Annotated in this window: 13 protein-coding genes and 1 pseudogene; 8 read left to right on the top strand and 6 right to left on the bottom strand. The window is 56.0% G+C overall.

Annotated features, from left to right (window positions below; translation table 11 throughout):
• Positions 1-32: 32 nt before the first annotated feature.
• On the top strand, positions 33-668 hold the full coding sequence (locus tag BS626_RS10570) for a carbonic anhydrase (RefSeq protein ID WP_075182354.1): 636 nt from the start codon (positions 33-35) through the stop codon (positions 666-668).
• Between the two features lie 232 nt (positions 669-900).
• On the opposite strand, the gene BS626_RS10565 is transcribed toward BS626_RS10570, so the two are convergent.
• From BS626_RS10565 to BS626_RS10555, 3 genes and pseudogenes are all read right to left on the bottom strand, one after another.
• The gene (locus BS626_RS10565; protein ID WP_139308815.1) at positions 901-1,503 is read right to left on the bottom strand and encodes a GIY-YIG nuclease family protein; all 603 of its coding nucleotides are present in this window, start codon (positions 1,501-1,503) and stop codon (positions 901-903) included.
• 605 nt (positions 1,504-2,108) lie between these two features.
• Positions 2,109-2,414: pseudogene (locus BS626_RS10560) on the bottom strand (zinc-binding dehydrogenase); the annotation flags it as partial.
• A gap of 450 nt (positions 2,415-2,864) precedes the next feature.
• Positions 2,865-3,389 (bottom strand): hypothetical protein, encoded by a 525-nt coding sequence (locus tag BS626_RS10555; RefSeq protein WP_075182351.1) that lies wholly within the window; start codon positions 3,387-3,389, stop codon positions 2,865-2,867.
• 339 nt (positions 3,390-3,728) lie between these two features.
• Between BS626_RS10555 and BS626_RS10550 the strand changes: the two genes are divergently transcribed.
• The 4 genes from BS626_RS10550 to BS626_RS10535 all read left to right on the top strand — a co-directional run bounded on the left by BS626_RS10550 (position 3,729) and on the right by BS626_RS10535 (position 8,593).
• A complete protein-coding gene (locus BS626_RS10550) occupies positions 3,729-4,250 on the top strand; it encodes a fimbrial protein (RefSeq protein WP_075182350.1) in 522 nt (173 codons plus the stop codon).
• A 61-nt stretch (positions 4,251-4,311) separates the two neighbouring features.
• The gene (locus tag BS626_RS10545; RefSeq protein ID WP_075182349.1) at positions 4,312-4,995 is read left to right on the top strand and encodes a molecular chaperone; all 684 of its coding nucleotides are present in this window, start codon (positions 4,312-4,314) and stop codon (positions 4,993-4,995) included.
• A gap of 14 nt (positions 4,996-5,009) precedes the next feature.
• Positions 5,010-7,580, top strand: a complete 2,571-nt coding sequence (locus tag BS626_RS10540) for a fimbria/pilus outer membrane usher protein (protein WP_075182348.1) — start codon at positions 5,010-5,012, stop codon at positions 7,578-7,580.
• Positions 7,577-8,593 (top strand): fimbrial protein, encoded by a 1,017-nt coding sequence (locus BS626_RS10535; RefSeq protein ID WP_075182347.1) that lies wholly within the window; start codon positions 7,577-7,579, stop codon positions 8,591-8,593. The genes BS626_RS10540 and BS626_RS10535 overlap by 4 nt, the downstream gene beginning before the upstream one ends.
• A 9-nt stretch (positions 8,594-8,602) precedes the next feature.
• On the opposite strand, the gene BS626_RS10530 is transcribed toward BS626_RS10535, so the two are convergent.
• From BS626_RS10530 to BS626_RS10520, 3 genes are all read right to left on the bottom strand, one after another.
• Positions 8,603-8,884, bottom strand: coding sequence for a hypothetical protein (locus tag BS626_RS10530; protein ID WP_139308814.1), 282 nt, complete (start codon positions 8,882-8,884; stop codon positions 8,603-8,605).
• 497 nt (positions 8,885-9,381) lie between these two features.
• Positions 9,382-9,867: a FidL-like protein gene (locus tag BS626_RS10525; protein WP_075182345.1), complete on the bottom strand. Its 486-nt coding sequence runs from the start codon at positions 9,865-9,867 to the stop codon at positions 9,382-9,384.
• Positions 9,851-10,648 (bottom strand): winged helix-turn-helix domain-containing protein, encoded by a 798-nt coding sequence (locus BS626_RS10520; protein WP_075182344.1) that lies wholly within the window; start codon positions 10,646-10,648, stop codon positions 9,851-9,853. The genes BS626_RS10525 and BS626_RS10520 overlap by 17 nt, the downstream gene beginning before the upstream one ends.
• 848 nt (positions 10,649-11,496) lie before the next feature.
• Here BS626_RS10520 and BS626_RS10515 point away from each other — a divergent pair.
• The 3 genes from BS626_RS10515 to BS626_RS10505 all read left to right on the top strand — a co-directional run bounded on the left by BS626_RS10515 (position 11,497) and on the right by BS626_RS10505 (position 15,462).
• On the top strand, positions 11,497-11,988 hold the full coding sequence (locus BS626_RS10515) for a helix-turn-helix transcriptional regulator (protein ID WP_075182343.1): 492 nt from the start codon (positions 11,497-11,499) through the stop codon (positions 11,986-11,988).
• A 169-nt stretch (positions 11,989-12,157) separates the two neighbouring features.
• Positions 12,158-12,700, top strand: a complete 543-nt coding sequence (locus tag BS626_RS10510; RefSeq protein WP_075182342.1) for a fimbrial protein — start codon at positions 12,158-12,160, stop codon at positions 12,698-12,700.
• A 281-nt stretch (positions 12,701-12,981) separates the two neighbouring features.
• On the top strand, positions 12,982-15,462 hold the full coding sequence (locus BS626_RS10505; protein ID WP_075182341.1) for a fimbria/pilus outer membrane usher protein: 2,481 nt from the start codon (positions 12,982-12,984) through the stop codon (positions 15,460-15,462).
• Positions 15,463-15,472: the final 10 nt, after the last annotated feature.

Genomic DNA, 15,472 nt, shown 5'->3' with positions numbered 1-15,472 from the left:
GTTAGCGAGACTATCGATTCAGAGAGCGTGCTATGCAACATATCATTGAGGGTTTCCTTAACTTCCAGAAAGAGATCTTTCCGCAGCGTAAGGAGCTTTTTCGCAGTCTGGCGTCCAGCCAAAACCCGAAAGCGCTATTTATCTCCTGTTCTGACAGCCGCCTGGTGCCGGAGCTGGTGACGCAGCAGGATCCCGGTCAGCTGTTTGTTATCCGTAATGCCGGCAACATCGTGCCGTCGTTTGGCCCGGAGCCGGGCGGGGTCTCTGCCACAATTGAGTACGCGGTGATGGCGCTCGGCGTCACGGATATCGTTATCTGCGGCCACTCCAACTGCGGCGCGATGAAAGCGATAGCGACCTGTCAGTGCCTGGAGCCGATGCCGGCGGTGGCGCACTGGCTGCACTATTCCGACGCGGCAAAAGCCGTCGTTGAGAAGAAGCACTTCGATAACGAAACGGACAAAGTGAACGCGATGGTGGAAGAGAACGTCATCGCCCAGCTGAACAACATCAAAACCCATCCTTCGGTGGCCGTGGCCCTGCGTAATAATGGTCTGCGTCTGCACGGCTGGGTGTATGACATTGAGAGCGGTGAAATCCGCACGCTGGAGAAAAATACGCAGCGCTACGTCTCGCTGGCGGAAAACCCGGACGTCTATTTCGAATAACGCCCGGTCCCTGCCGGCAATCCGGTTAATCCACGCTGCGGCGTGGATTTTTTTTGGGGCGCGGGACGGAGAGCACGGCGTCCGTGATCCTCTGCCCGCGCGCGGAAGGGGAACGGACGCGCGCCCGACGCGCGCGACTGCCAGCCCGGCGATGATGGCCGCGCGGGCTGGCAGTCGCGTGCGGGCATCATCGCGGCTCAGGCCGCGGATCGGCGCGACGGCAGCCGGCGCCTCAGGCGGTGAACAGGGCGCGAATCCTGCTTAGCGCCGCGGCGAGCCATCCGCCCGCGCGGGCACCCGATGCCGCGGGGCGGAGGTCGGCGGGGGTGGGCGCCGGCGCCGGGTCCTGCGGCGGCGAGAGATCACGCGGCTTGCGGACGTCCGGATTCAACAGTACCTCGGCCAGGCCGCCGTCTATCCGGCCACCCGTAATGCGGTTACAGAGAAACGCGGGATCAAATTCCTGCGCGATGTTCTCTTCAATATCAAACGTTTCCTCCGACGCCCGGATAAAAAGGCGCGTGGTATCCCGCGCGCGAAAAGCGTCGATTGACAGTTTGGAGCGATCCACCCCGCCGTAAATGAGCCGATCAAACGGCATGGTTCTCGACCAGTGCGTCATGATGCGCCGGGCAACATTGTTACTGACGCCGACATACACCTGGCAGTAGTCATCGAGCACCATGACGTAACAGCCGGCGACGCCCTCAAACTCCGCGAGTTGGGTCACGTGGACAAAGTCAGGATGCGCGGCGCAAAACTGTGCAACATTGTGCTGAAAGCGATGGCGATCCAGCGCGGCAAAATAAGCCATGTTGTGATCAAAATTGGTCATGCTCTTTGCATAGTGCTGTTCGCACCACGCGTCAGTGTACAGCTTCCCGGCACTGAAAGAGCTTTTGTTATTGATTTTACAATAATTTTCTCGCGTAAGACGGTGCCCGCCCTGTCGGGTCCGTAACACTTTCCCAAAGTGACTCACCGATGCATTGTCCATCCTCTCTCCCTGTTCATCAGAATCCGAAGCGTTATGCGCCGTAGGCTCCCGGCGGCCACCGCGCCTGAGGCCCGGGCGTGTGTGCCTGGGTTATCCTATGGTTGCGTACGCCCACTCTCCTTTCAGACCGGCTGCAGCACGGAGGCGGTACGTTCGCGCGATCAATCATCATGGCGCGGCCACCGCGCCTGAGGCCCGGGCGTGTGTGCCCTGGGCTATCGTACGGTAGCGTGCGCCCACTCTCTTTTCAGACCGGCTGCAGCACGGAGGCGGTGCCTTCGCGCGATCCCTCATCATGGCGCGGCCTGTCCAACTTCGGTACGGCCGCAACCCGCATCGTCACCGGCGGCATCACCGGAGGGGGCCGCATCCGGGATAGCGCTGGATGGGGGGCTCTCCGCGGGCAGCGCGGCAGGCCGTCGGCAGAGAGCCCGGCCGGCAAATCAGAAGCCCGACAGGACTATCTTGCCTTTGGCCGTACCCTGTTCCAGCACCGCGTGCGCCCGGCGCAGGTTGTCAGCGGTAATGGTACCAAAATGGGCGCCCAGCGTGGTACGGATCGCCTGGCTATCAACCCGCCCGGCGACGCGGGTCAGTATGTCATGCTGACGCTGCATATCGTCGGTCTGATACAGCGAGCGGGTAAACATCAGCTCCCCGTGTCGCGAGATAGATTTGTGTTTGAGCGGCACCGCGTCCAGCGTGGCCGGATCGTCAATGATCCCCAGTTTGCCCTGCGGCGCAATGGCCTCCAGGTTGCAGGCGACGTTGCAGCCAGTGTTTAACTTGTATCAACAAGACGGCTGGCGTTTGCTGCGACAAGTCAATCGTGAGACCCGGCCTAAAGCTTTGATGCTGAAACCCACCTAACAAAAGCAATTGTTTGCAATGTTTACGAAGTATACCAAAGCCTCATGAAGAACAGTCAAGATGATGTCATTTACGTCTGCTGGCGAGAGATCCGCACATTTCAGGCAACAGCTCTCCTTAATCCTTGCATAAAGGACGCAGCTCTCATTTTGGCGTCGCCATGCGGTGAACTCATATCGATATAGCCTTGGTCCATTGACAGCGTCGTAAAACCTCACACTTTTAGCAAGGTTTAACGTTCTCTGCCGAGATATTTTCGTGTTGTGCTTGCCTTTTTTCTATCTGGCTATTTTGAAATGGACAATTACTGCCCATTTGTAGTTTTTTCCTTAAAAATGCGCACTTTGCCAGTGAAATGCGTCGCAAAGTTTTCTAAGTCCTAATTTATTGGCAGCCTTAGTCCTTAAGCTATAAATAGTTTTTACTGAAACGTTATATTTTTTTGCCTCTTCGGATGCTGACAGCCCAAGCATCATATTTTTGATTGATACAAATTCGCGGCGTGAAATTTTTTCATACTCGTAAAAGAAATATTTGTATTTCTTTGTTAATGCTTCCGTTGAAAACTGACTTTCTAAATTCCCCCTTTTTCTTTGATCAAAGATAAAAATATTTTCGAATTCACTAGAGTAATATCTTGCCAAAGGTAATAATCTGTTGCTGGGACAGATCATAATTGTATGCCTGGAGTGTCTTTCCAACCATGAACTTTCAATTATCATCCTAATTGTAGGCTCTGACAGCTTTAAGAAGTAAATGTCTTTAATTATGTTTTTGTTTTTAATTTTGTCGTTGATGATATCTTTCAATCCAAAATGGAAGAAATAATCTTCTGATGGGAATAGCTTTATCATGCACAGACCTCCTTTAAGTTAATCAACCTTCCTTTTTAGGATATTTCTGATGTCTCGGACTGCTAGCAGTTTGAGGTAAATCATTTTTTGATAGTCTTTACCTATCAAAACTAGAATTATCATCAGAAAATACGATCATAACACTTGATTATGGAAATTTTGTAGTACAAAATAACTTCTCGTTTACGCGATGTTGTGATTTGTTTCTACGCGTAACATTTAATAATGGTTAAGGAGGGAATGTTTTTACTGTTGGCAAATAATTTTTTTATTTATGTTTGAAACAATATCTATGCCGTGACGGAACATATGATTTATTTCGCAAACAAGGAGTTAAATATGAAAAAAATAGCGAGTTTAGCTACTGTTATCTCATTTGGTGGGGCTATTTTCGGGTTGCATGCTGCTGATGGTACCATCCAATTCACGGGTAACATTACGGATACTGCCTGCGTAGTGGAAACGGCATCCTCTTCACAAACTGTTGCTCTCGGCACCGTGGCGTCGACGGCCTTTTCTTCGGCCGGATCGACCGCCGGTGCCAAGCCCTTTACCATTAATTTAAGCAACTGCCCGGCGGCCGTTACGTCGGCGGCGGTGCGGTTTGATGGCAGCTTAAATACGGCTAACAGCAGTATACTGGCGCTGAATTCCGGTGAGGATGCCGCTAACGTCGGGGTGGCTATTTATGAGCAGGACAGCAGCACCCTGATTCCGATCGGCAGCGACAGTGCCTCCTTCCCGCTGTCGGCTAGCGGCATCAATACTCTGAACTTCGTCGCTAAATATTATGCCACCGCTACGCCGGTGGGCGCCGGTTCGGCCAATGCGACCGCGTCATTCACTATTGCCTATAACTGAGGGATCCAGAGCCGCCCGGCGGCTCTGTGGCTTCCGGACTCTGTGAAGGATGAATCCATAAATGGAATTTAAAACAATCCGCTATGCCGTAGCGGCTCTCCTCTGCTGCACCCAGGCCGTTTTTGCCGGCGTCGAGATTGGCGGGTCGCGCGTGGTGTATGATGGCAACCTGAAGCAGGCCAGCATCAGCATCAATAATCCGGACGATAAGCCCTATCTGATTCAGTCGTGGGTCAATCAGCAGCTCAACAGTGATGATAATGATGATACCTTTATCGCCACGCCGCCGCTGTTTCGCCTGGAGCCGCACAGTCAAAACTCGATCCGTATTATGTATACGGGAAAACCGCTGCCGCAGGATAAAGAGTCGGTCTTGTGGCTGAATATTAAAAGTATTCCGTCTACCCGCCGTGATGCGCAAAATCAGCTGCTGATTACCGTAAAAAATAAAATGAAGCTGTTCTATCGTCCGGCTGGATTATCGGGCGATCCGGCCAGCGCGTACCAAAAAATTGTTTTTCGCCAGCGTCACGGCCAGCTGTATGCCTTTAATCCAACCCCGTACAGCATCTCTTTCTACGATATCCATGTGAACGGTTCCGCAGTGAATAAGCCTGGAATGGTGCTGCCGCAGCAGGAGCTGCCGCTGCAGCACGGCGTGGCGCCCGGCGCGCGAGTCAGCTGGCGTGCAATCAATGATTTCGGCGGGATTACAGCACCACAAGACATCAAAATGTCACCATAAGGTAAGAGTGAATCATGCTCATGTATCTGAACATTGCAGCCGCTGCGCCGCGTTGCGCCCGTCCCGTTTGGCTTTGCCTGTGGCTGTTGTCGGCGCTGTTGAGTCTGCGGGCGCAGGCTGAGGATTATTTTGATCCGGCCTCTATCGAGCGCCACGGCTACGCCAGCCAGCCGGTGGATCTCTCCACGTTCAGCCAGCGCGGCGGACAGGCGCCCGGCATCTATCGAAGCGAGGTCTACCTCAACGGCAACTATGTTGATGAGCGCAGCATCCGCTTTGACCATCAGGACGGCAGGCTGGTGCCGCGCCTGACCAAACGCGATCTGGTGGAGTGGGGAGTGAAGGCCAGCGCGACGCCGGCGTTTATGGCAATGGCGATGCATAACATCCTGCGGCAGCCCGGCCGCGCGCTGCCGCAGGCCGGCGTGTACTATGACTTCTCGCAGCAGCGGGTCGATCTCTCTATTCCGCAGGAGTTTGTCCGCCAGACCGCGCAGGGATACGTCGATCCGCAGGCGTGGGATGACGGCCTGACTATGCTCTTTCTTAACTACGGTTATTCCGGATCGGAATCGTGGAGCGACTCCCGCTCCGGGCGCGAGCGGGAGTCGTTTTTGAATCTACGCAGCGGAGTGAACCTTGGCGCCTGGCGCCTGCGGAACTATTCGACCTACACCGACGGCGGCGATGATCGCCACTGGAACAGCATTAACACCTATTTACAGCGGGATATCAAACGGCTGAAGAGCCAGCTGGTGGTGGGAGAGAGCTACACCCCGTCGGCGGTGTTTGACAGCTTTGCCTTTCGCGGCGTACAGCTTTACTCCGATGATAATATGCAGCCGGAGAGCCTGCGCGGCTTCGCCCCGGTGGTGCGCGGCACTGCGCAAAGCAATGCGCAGGTGACCATCCGCCAGGACGGTAACACCATCTGGCAATCCTACGTGCCGCCGGGGCCGTTTGCCATTACCGATCTCTATCCCACCTCCGCCAGCGGCGATCTTGAGGTGTCGATTCGCGAGTCAGACGGAACGGTCCGGCAGTTTGTGCAGCCGTTCTCCTCCGTGCCGATCATGCAGCGCGAGGGGCGCCTGAACTACGCGCTGACCGCCGGTCAATACCGCACTCCCGGACAGGCGGCGCGCAAGCCGCACTTTATTCAGTCCACCGCTATCTACGGGTTGCCCCGCAGCAGCACGCTGTACGGCGGCACGCTGCTCTCCGGCGATTATCAGGCCGCCAGCCTGGGAGCAGGCAAGGGGTTGGGCACGTTCGGTTCGGTCTCGCTGGATGGCACTTTTGCCGCCACCGACCTGCGCGAAGAGCGCCGGCGGGGCGGCTCATTTCGTTTTCAGTACGCGAAAGATATCACCGCGAGCGGCACCACCCTGACGCTGGCCGGCTATCGCTATTCCACCTCGGGCTATTACGACTTTGATGAGGCAAATGGCTATTACGCAACGCTGTTGGCGCCGGGCAACGGCCGCCGCGCCGACGGAGACGATGGCGCGGCAGAGCGTGAGCAGCGCGCCTGGCGCTACAGCCATAACAAGCGCAGCAAAATGCAGATCAATATTAATCAGACCCTGCAGGGCCTGGGCAGCCTCTATCTTTCGGCTTATGAGCAGCGCTACTGGGGGATTGCCGGTAAGGAGCGCAGCGTGAATGTGGGCTATAACGTCAGCTATAACAGCATCAACTATACGCTCAGCTACGCCTATTCCACCACCCCTTATACCCCGGAGAGGGATCAGATAGTCTCGCTGGCCGTGCAGATCCCGCTGGAGCGCTTCCTGCCGCAAAGCTGGCTTAACGTCTCTGCCAGCAGCAGCCGGCGGGGCGACCGTGCAGCATCGGTCGGCTTGTCGGGCAATGCGCTGGCGGATAACCGTCTGACCTGGAACCTTCAGCAGGGCTACACTAACCGCGGTCAGGGGGGGACGGGCACGGCGTCCGTGAACTATAAAGCCCGCTTCGGTGAGTATCAGGCCGGTTATAACTACGCCCGGGATGCGCGTCAGGTGAACTACGGCGCGATGGGGGGGATCGTGGTGCATCCTTACGGCGTGACGTTTTCTCAGCCACTGGGGGATACCCTGGCGCTGGTCAGGGCGCCGGGCGCCGACGATATCCGCGTGAAAAACAATCCGGGCATCTATACCGACGGCGCCGGCTATGCCGTCCTGCCGTACGTCACCCCCTATCGCCGTAATCGCATCAGCCTGAACACGGAAAATCTGAACAGCCAGATTGACATTCTCCAGGATGCCAAAACGGTTATCCCTACTCAGGGCGCGCTGGCGCTGGCGGACTATCCCACCGCCCGCGGGGCGAAAGTGATGCTTACCCTGCAGGGGGCCACCATTCCCTTCGGCGCCACCGCCCGGGTGAGGCAGGATGCGCGGAGCGTGGAAGGCATCGTGGATGAAAAACAGCGGGTTTATCTCAGCGGCGTGCCTGCCGAAGGGGTGGTGCAGGTCGACTGGCGCAGCGGCCAGTGTCAGGCGCCTTACCGCATTCTGGCGAAGAACGCCGACGTTCTGATGATCACCACCCGGTGTCATGAAAAAGGAGCCAAAAAATGAAGCGCAGCGTCTGGGGTTATGTGTGTGCGTTGCTGCTGGGGAGCGATATCTGCCCGGCGGCGGCGTTTGTCTGCAGTACCACCACGGCCAGTACCACTCTCTCTCCGCCCAATATCACCGTGCAGCGGGATTTGCCGGTGGGGTCGGTCATTGGCTCGCAAATCATGACCGGCAGCGTACCGGCCTTTAGCTGCGTGAATTCGGCTCCGACGTTGACCTACCAGCAGACTGGTATTAAAGCTTACGGTTCATTTATCACTACTATTAACGGCCAACGTATTTACAGTACGAATATTGCCGGCATCGGTTATGCGGTAGGAGTAAGAATGGTGGAAAACTGCATCAAGAGTACACAGTGGGTAGACGGAAGCAATAATGTCGATGGAAATTTGAATAACCGAATTGCCTGTTCAACAAATGGTTCATTCGATAAACCGTATATTAATATGCAGGCAGTAATATCATTTTATAAAACCGCCGCCGTCACCGGTTCCGGCACGGTCAATGGCAAGACCGTGGCGGCATTTATTCTGCGTAACAATCAGAACGCGTGGTTCTCACCGGAGTCGCGGGTGACGATCAGCGGTTTCAATGTCACTACGCTGGCCTGCACGGTGAGCAATACGGCGATCAGCGTGCCGATGGGCACCGTAGAAAAGCGCGCGTTTGGCGGACCGGGAAGCTGGCCCGGCGACGACAACACGAAGCGTTTTTCAATCCCGCTGGTCTGCAATCCCGGCACCCGGGTAAACGTACAGATCGATGGCAGTACGCAAAATGCCGCACAGGGCATACTGACCCTCACCGGCTCTTCCGGCAGCGCCAGCGGCGTCGGCATTCAGCTGCTCTATAATAATGCGCCACTGACGCTGGGCACGCCTTTTTTTACCGGCACCAGCGCGACGCAGGGCAGCTACGCGATCCCGCTGCAGGCGCGTTACTACCAAACTGCGAGTGAGGTTGGCGTCGGGGTAGCGAACAGCAGCGCCACCTTTACGCTCACCTATCAGTAGGCCGCGTCGTCAGCGGTAGACGACCTGGATCTCGTACCGCTGGCCGGTCTGCTGCTGCGAGCTGACCTCGGCAAGATCCCAGGGGGTCCCGGCTGCAGAGCGATTGTGCGGCACGCTGGCGGTTTTTTTTATCCCATTGCGGATACAGTCTATGGCAATATGCGCCGCGCTCGGGCTGACGCGGCAGGCCGGTTCACTGATGGCGCCGACAAAGTGAATCATGCCGTCCTGGGCGGTGGCGCTGCCGGTTACCAGCATGCTGGCTGCCAGAAGACGAAGATAACTGTTCATGACGGGATGGCCGTTGAGAAGAGATAGATCAGTTAGCGGCGCGGCGGCGGAAAACTTTAATTGGATTTCTGCTCTCCCGGCGAAAGCATCCGCCTGCCGGAGACAGCAGGGGCAGATGGCGCGGTGTCCCCCCTGCGTCGCCGGTGACGGTAAAAGACAGCTGATGCCGCAGAAACGGACGCCCCAGGCCGCTCTCCGTGCCCCGCGGGCGCAGAGGGCCACAGGCCGTCTGCGTGGCCTTCAGGTCGAACGACAAAAAGACGCGCAGCCCGGGAGCGTCGCCCCGTCTGAGCGATGAACGCCAATCGCTGGCGCGCCGGGCAGACGCGGTGAAATGGCATCAGGCGGCCGTCGCGGCGCCCGGCGCCGGGGCGAACGGCAGGCATAACAGACAGAGAAGGGCGCACGTGGTTAAGCCCGCAGGGTGTTGTGTTGCCGACGCGCGCGTTCGCGATGGCGGGCCGTCCCGCCGGCAGGCCACGGCGGTGCGGCGCGTGTTATGGATGAAATGTGCACAGCGTCAGCGGGGAGTAAAGGTTACTGATCAGATAGGCGTTATTAAACCGCTTAATCTTCATATAGCGGCCAATCTCTGAGTCCACATTAAAGATAAAGGCGGAGACGACGCTGTCATCGGCGTTATCACTGGCTCGTTTCACTACGCGAAAATTTTTAATCAGATAGGTGTCTTTTTTATCTTCGATGTAATTGAATTTCCACGCCCGGGCCAGCGTATATTTTTTATCTTTATAATTGATCTCGCCATTTAAATCGACATAGCCGTTGCGTTCACTCTGCATATTCACGTACACATTGAGCGTAGCCGAAAATCCCGCGCGCTGGTCTCGCAGAGATAGCATTGTGGAGCAATCATGATCAAATCGAACCGGGCGGGACGTCAGTTTGCTGAACAGCCCGACGACCAGCAGCAGCAGAATTACGCCCCCTCCCCAGCCCAGCAGCGCATTACGGGATAAATTCATAAGAGCTCTCATAATAGTTTTGGCACTGATCAAAGTGATTCATCCGTCCGGCGTGGACCTGACAGACCGATAAAAATACCCTGACTGGCGTATGCGGCCGGATAGGCTCTTTGGTGTCAAAGAAAATAAGGCCGTCTTTCGGGCAGGTGATATGCTCCTGCGTCAGCATGCGATTGACGATCGCCAGCCGCTGCGGAGCCGACTCCGCGCTTAATGGCGTCAGCTGATGCACCGCGCAGCCCGCTATTTGACCCAGCGGGTAGCTTCGCAGCGCCTCTGCCGGCGGATTGTTCACATCGGATGCGGCATCACGGAATAAAAACGTCAGCGTCAGTGCAATAACGATCGCCGCTGCGGCCACGGCGACGCGCAGGTTTCGTAATCGGCGAGCATCGCGAAGCGGGACTGGCGTGAGTGCGTTGATCGCCGCCGCCGGCACGGCATCAGGCATTTTTTCAATCCGGGCTTCCGCGGCAATCATGAACCCCACTCTGGGAACGGTCACGATCACCTCTTCCTCCTCACCCAACTGCTTCAGCGCGCTTCGCAGATCGGAAACGTATTTGTTCAGACTGTGGTTAGACGCCCTCAGGCCGTGTGCTTCCCACACCTCTTTCAGAATGGCCTCGCGGCCGGTCACGGCGCCGGCGCGATCCAGCAAAAAAGTCAGCAGGCGGGCGGTGGTAGAGGTCAGAGCCAGCGTGACGTCCGGTACAGCGAGCGCTGCCAGCGTCCCCGCACTGCTGCAAAATGTTACCCTGCCGTTTATGGTGTAAATCATCGACTGCCCCTGCCACCCTGATTATCTCCCGCAATGTTATACGATAAGGTTCAGCGGTACCAAAATAATGTTCTCAACAAAAGCGCTGCGCTGGTTTTTATTCTTGTGTGTTTTTATTATTTGTTTATAAATTAGAATTATATTTTGTTTTCTGAGTACAATGCGATACAAATTGCTGATTTTTCACCTGTCGGTACTATAGCGACAGACAGCGGGAGGCGTGAGTCACAGCGCGATAAACGCCAACGGCTGGCAGGCGACGGGGCAACCCATCGCGATCAATGCGCGGCATAACGCAGAGCGCACAGGGACCTCTGTCGGTCGGGGTATTGGCCGCCACCGGATCTGCAGGATGGTCGTGTTCAGCTCGCTGATGAGGAAAAGATAAGAAAGAGTGATCTTATCGCGGCGGTCAGGGATGATGGATAAGTCGCGTTATAGGCTATTTCCACTTACGCTATACGCAGCAAATGCCTCTTTTTGCCCGACGGAAAGGAGCGCGGGAAAATCGGCGATGTTAAAAAAAAGATTTTTTAAAGAAAATGACTTAAGAAAAATCCTAATAAAAGGTAATAGCTATTAAATAACTACAATATCGCGCGGTTAGTCTATCACTTAAATAGGTGTTAAATGCTGGGTTAAGCCTCTCAGGTGGTGTTTTATCGTTCAAAATTTATTTTTCATGAAATTAATAAGGTGTTTAATATTGAGAATCAGCTTTATTGATCTATTGGTGTATTGCAAATACCTGAAGTGCTAACTTACCTCCAGCACGCAGTTTTTTAGTTGGGGTTGAACGCAGGGACTTATCCGACCCCGGTGCAATTTTGTAAACACGGACAGTAATCATGAATATATCTGAATCATTTTATTCGGACGATCATTTTTTCGTCCTGGGACTCTGCGCGCTGCTGGGTAGAGAGCTTATTGATGCACATTTTATTATCGTGGATTTGGATAGCACCAGTGCCGTTCATCATATTTCACCCTCGTTCCTGACACTGTCTGGCAAAGAAATTGTTGCCTTCGCCTCAAGCGATGCCGCTTATTATAAAGCGGAAATGTTTGGCAGCATGACGGTACTGGATAAAAACAGCACGCTGCAGGATCTGCTCGACTTTTTTATGTTTAAACGAGCACAGAGCATGTACAAAACCCGGCGGAAGTTAACGCCGCGAGAGAAAGAAGTGTTGAGCCTGATGACGTGTGGCAAGAAAAGTAAGGAGATGGCCAGCGCGTTGGGAATCAATAATAAAACTTTTTATACCCACAGAAAAAGTTTGATGATCAAGTTGCAGTGCAGAAATATGCGGGCTTTACAGCGTTTTTTCATTGCCTGAGCGTCAGAGTGCTGGCGGTATATCGATTTTTATCACGAAAAGACTGCGCAGTGAGTTATTGGACTCAACTGGCGTGACCCCGTTTTAACAGCGGGGTCTCCCCAGTCTTTATTGCGACAGGCAACGGACTGAGAGTAGTTAAATCAGAGAACAAATAAAGGAATATACCATGTCTACTGTAGTTAAAGTGAGCGCGATGGCTGTATTACTGGCGGCGTTTGGCGCCAGCGCGGCCGACCAGGGTCAGGGCGTAGTCAATTTTAAGGGGACGGTTGTCGATACGCCCTGCGGCATCGCAGCAGATTCAGCGGATCAGTCGATTGATTTTGGTCAAATCTCAAAGTCCACGCTGGCCGCGGGTAACCCATCTGATTCCAAGACCCTGGAGATCAAGCTGACCAAGTGCGATGCCAGCACCCTGACCAAAGGCGTCAGCGTGACCTTTACCGGCAATACCATTTCGGGTGATGACGGCCAGGGCGCGGCCCAGCCGGTGGAAAACGAGCTGGCCACCTCCGGTCCGACCAACACCGCGGTTATCATTAACCAGGGCGGTAATGATATCAAATTCGGCACGCCGACCAGCTACGTTCCGCTGTCTGATGGCAGCAATACCCTGCAGTACATGACCTGGGTGAAGCAGGCGACCGGTAAAACCGTTGCCGCCGGCGACTTCACAGCGGTAGCCAACTTTAGCCTGAACTACCAGTAAGCCGCCATCGGGAGCGGGGCGTGAGCGCCGTTCCCGCCTGATGACCGCAGGAAGCGGCGGGCGCGATGCGCTCCGCCGGTTTCCTGTTCAGCGTTGACGCGGTACGTCCTGCCCGGCGGTAACCGCGCGCCGGCCAACCGGCCGCAGCCGGCAGCAGAGGGTACCCGGCGTAGGGACCGTCAGCGCGAAGCCTGGCGAGTCTTTCGCACGGTCAGGGTAAGGCAGATCAGCGGGCACGACCGGATGATGATGGTATTAAATTTATTTTGACGGTCAATATAATGGAAAAGAATAAATTTATTATCAGGGTCGTGGGCACACTGATCGGCTTATTTTTCTGGTGCGAAAACGGCTATGCCGTGGAATTTAATACCGATGTGCTGGATGCCGGCGATCGTAAAAATATCGACTTCTCACGTTTTTCCCAGGCGGGATACATCATGCCGGGGCGCTATCAGCTGCAAATCGTGGTTAACGGCCAGAATGTTGCCGTCGGTGAGCAGAGCATTGCCTTTCTCGAGGTGGATAAATCGCACAGTCCAGCGCTGCCGCAGGCCTGCGTGGCGCCGGCCGTCGTTGATCTGATGGGGCTGACCGCCGCGGCGCGCGAACGGGTGCGCTGGTGGCATCAGGATCGCTGCGCCGATTTTTCTGCGCTGCCGGGGACCACGGTGAATGCCAATCTGGCGAACGCCACGCTGAATATTAATTTGCCGCAGGCGTTTCTGGAGTACTCCGATGCCACCTGGCTACCGCCTTCGCGCTGGGAGAACGGCATTCCCGGTCTGCTGCTGGACTATAACCTGAACGGCAACCTGACGCGTCCGCAGTCGGGAAGGGCCTCGCAGTCGCTGAGTTATAACGGTACCACCGGGGCGAACCTCGGTCCGTGGCGGTTTCGCGCCGATTATCAGGGAAATATGACGCGCACCTCGGGCAGTCAGGCTGGTAGCAGCCATCAGTTTAACTGGAACCGCCTGTACCTGTATCGCGCGCTGCCTCGCCTGCAGTCCCGGCTGATGGTGGGCGAGAATTACCTCAATTCCGATCTGTTCAGTACCTGGGCCTACAGCGGCGCCAGCCTGGAGAGCGACGATCGCATGCTGCCGCCAAAGCTGCGCGGCTATGCGCCGCAGATTACCGGCATTGCGGATACCAACGCCCGGGTTGTGGTCAGGCAGCAGGATCGCGTGCTGTACGACTCGACGGTGCCGGCCGGTCCGTTCACCATCCAGGATCTCGACAGCTCGATCCGCGGACGGCTGGACGTGGAGATCATTGAAAGCAACGGTCAGAAAAAGACGTTTTCGGTTGATACGTCCTATGTGCCTTATCTGACTCGTCCGGGACAGGTGCGTTACAAAGTGATCGGCGGCCGACCGCGGGAGTATGGCCACCGCCTGGAGGGGCCGGCGTTTGTTGCCAGCGAACTGTCGTGGGGGGTGAATAATGCCTGGTCACTGTATGGCGGCAGCATTGTTACCGAACCTTATCAGGCGGTCGCGATGGGGCTGGGCCGCGATCTGCTGGCGTGGGGTACTCTGTCGACGGATCTCACCCAGTCGGTGGCCCGCTTTGATGGCCAGCCGGGAAAAAAGGGGAAGTCCTGGCGGTTCAGCTACGCCAAAAATTTTGATCAGATCAATACGGATATCACTTTTACCGGCTATCGCTTTTCGGAAAGGGACTATCTGACCATGCAGCAGTATCTGGACACGCGCTACCACGATGATATCAACGGCCATGATAAAGAGCTGTATACCCTGTCGGTCAGTAAGTATTTCACTGACCTGCATACGTCAGTCAACCTCCAGTACAGCCATCAAACCTACTGGGATATCGGCGCCTCGAACTACTACACCGCGTCGATCAACCGCTATTTTGACTGGCTGGGAATCAAGAATATGTCGCTGGGGCTGACCGCGTCGCGGACAAAATATCAGGGTCGGGATAACAACGCCTTTTACCTGCGCCTGTCGCTGCCGCTGGGCGACGGCCTCGCCAGCTACAGTGGCAGCCTGAATGATAAGCGCAGCACGCAAACCGTTGGCTACAGCAGCTCGCGTAATGGCGGGCTGGATAACTACAACCTTAACGCCGGGATCTCCCGCGGCGGAGAAAGTGCGGCGCAGCTGAATGGCTACTACAGCCGACACAGCCCGCTGGCGGATTTGTCCGCCTCCTTTACCACGGTGAATAACCAGTACAGCGCGGCCAGCCTGAGTGCCTCCGGCGGCGCGACGCTCACCGCGAAGGGCGCTGCGCTGCACGCCGGCGGCATCAACGGCGGGACCCGCCTGCTGGTGTCCACCGACGGCATCGGCGATGTGCCGGTGGCCGGCGGACGCGTGCGTACCAACCGGTTTGGCATCGCGGTGGTGACCGATATCAACAGCTACTACCGCAATACGGTATCGGTGGACGTGAATAAGCTACCGGATGATATGGAAGCCACGCAGTCAGTGGTGGAAACCTCGCTGACCGAGGGCGCGATTGGCTATCGGCAATTTGCCGTTCTGCAGGGCGTGCGACTGTTTGTCGTGCTGCGCACGGCAGATAACGGCCATCCCCCGTTCGGTGCCAGCGTGGTCAACGCCAAAGGGCACGAATTAGGCATGGTCAGTGACGAAGGTTTAGCCTGGCTGAGCGGCGTCACGCCGGGTGAGACGCTGGGCGTGCGCTGGGAAGGACAGGAGCGCTGCAGAGTGACCATACCGGCAGCGCTGCAGCCGGAGCAGCAGCTGCTGCTGCCCTGCCGCTGAACGTGTCGGC

This window comes from Pantoea sp. 1.19 (genome assembly GCF_001922585.1).
Lineage (GTDB): Bacteria > Pseudomonadota > Gammaproteobacteria > Enterobacterales > Enterobacteriaceae > 1-19.
Note: the sequence above shows the minus strand (reverse complement) of the source record. Positions and strands in the feature narration are given on the sequence as shown.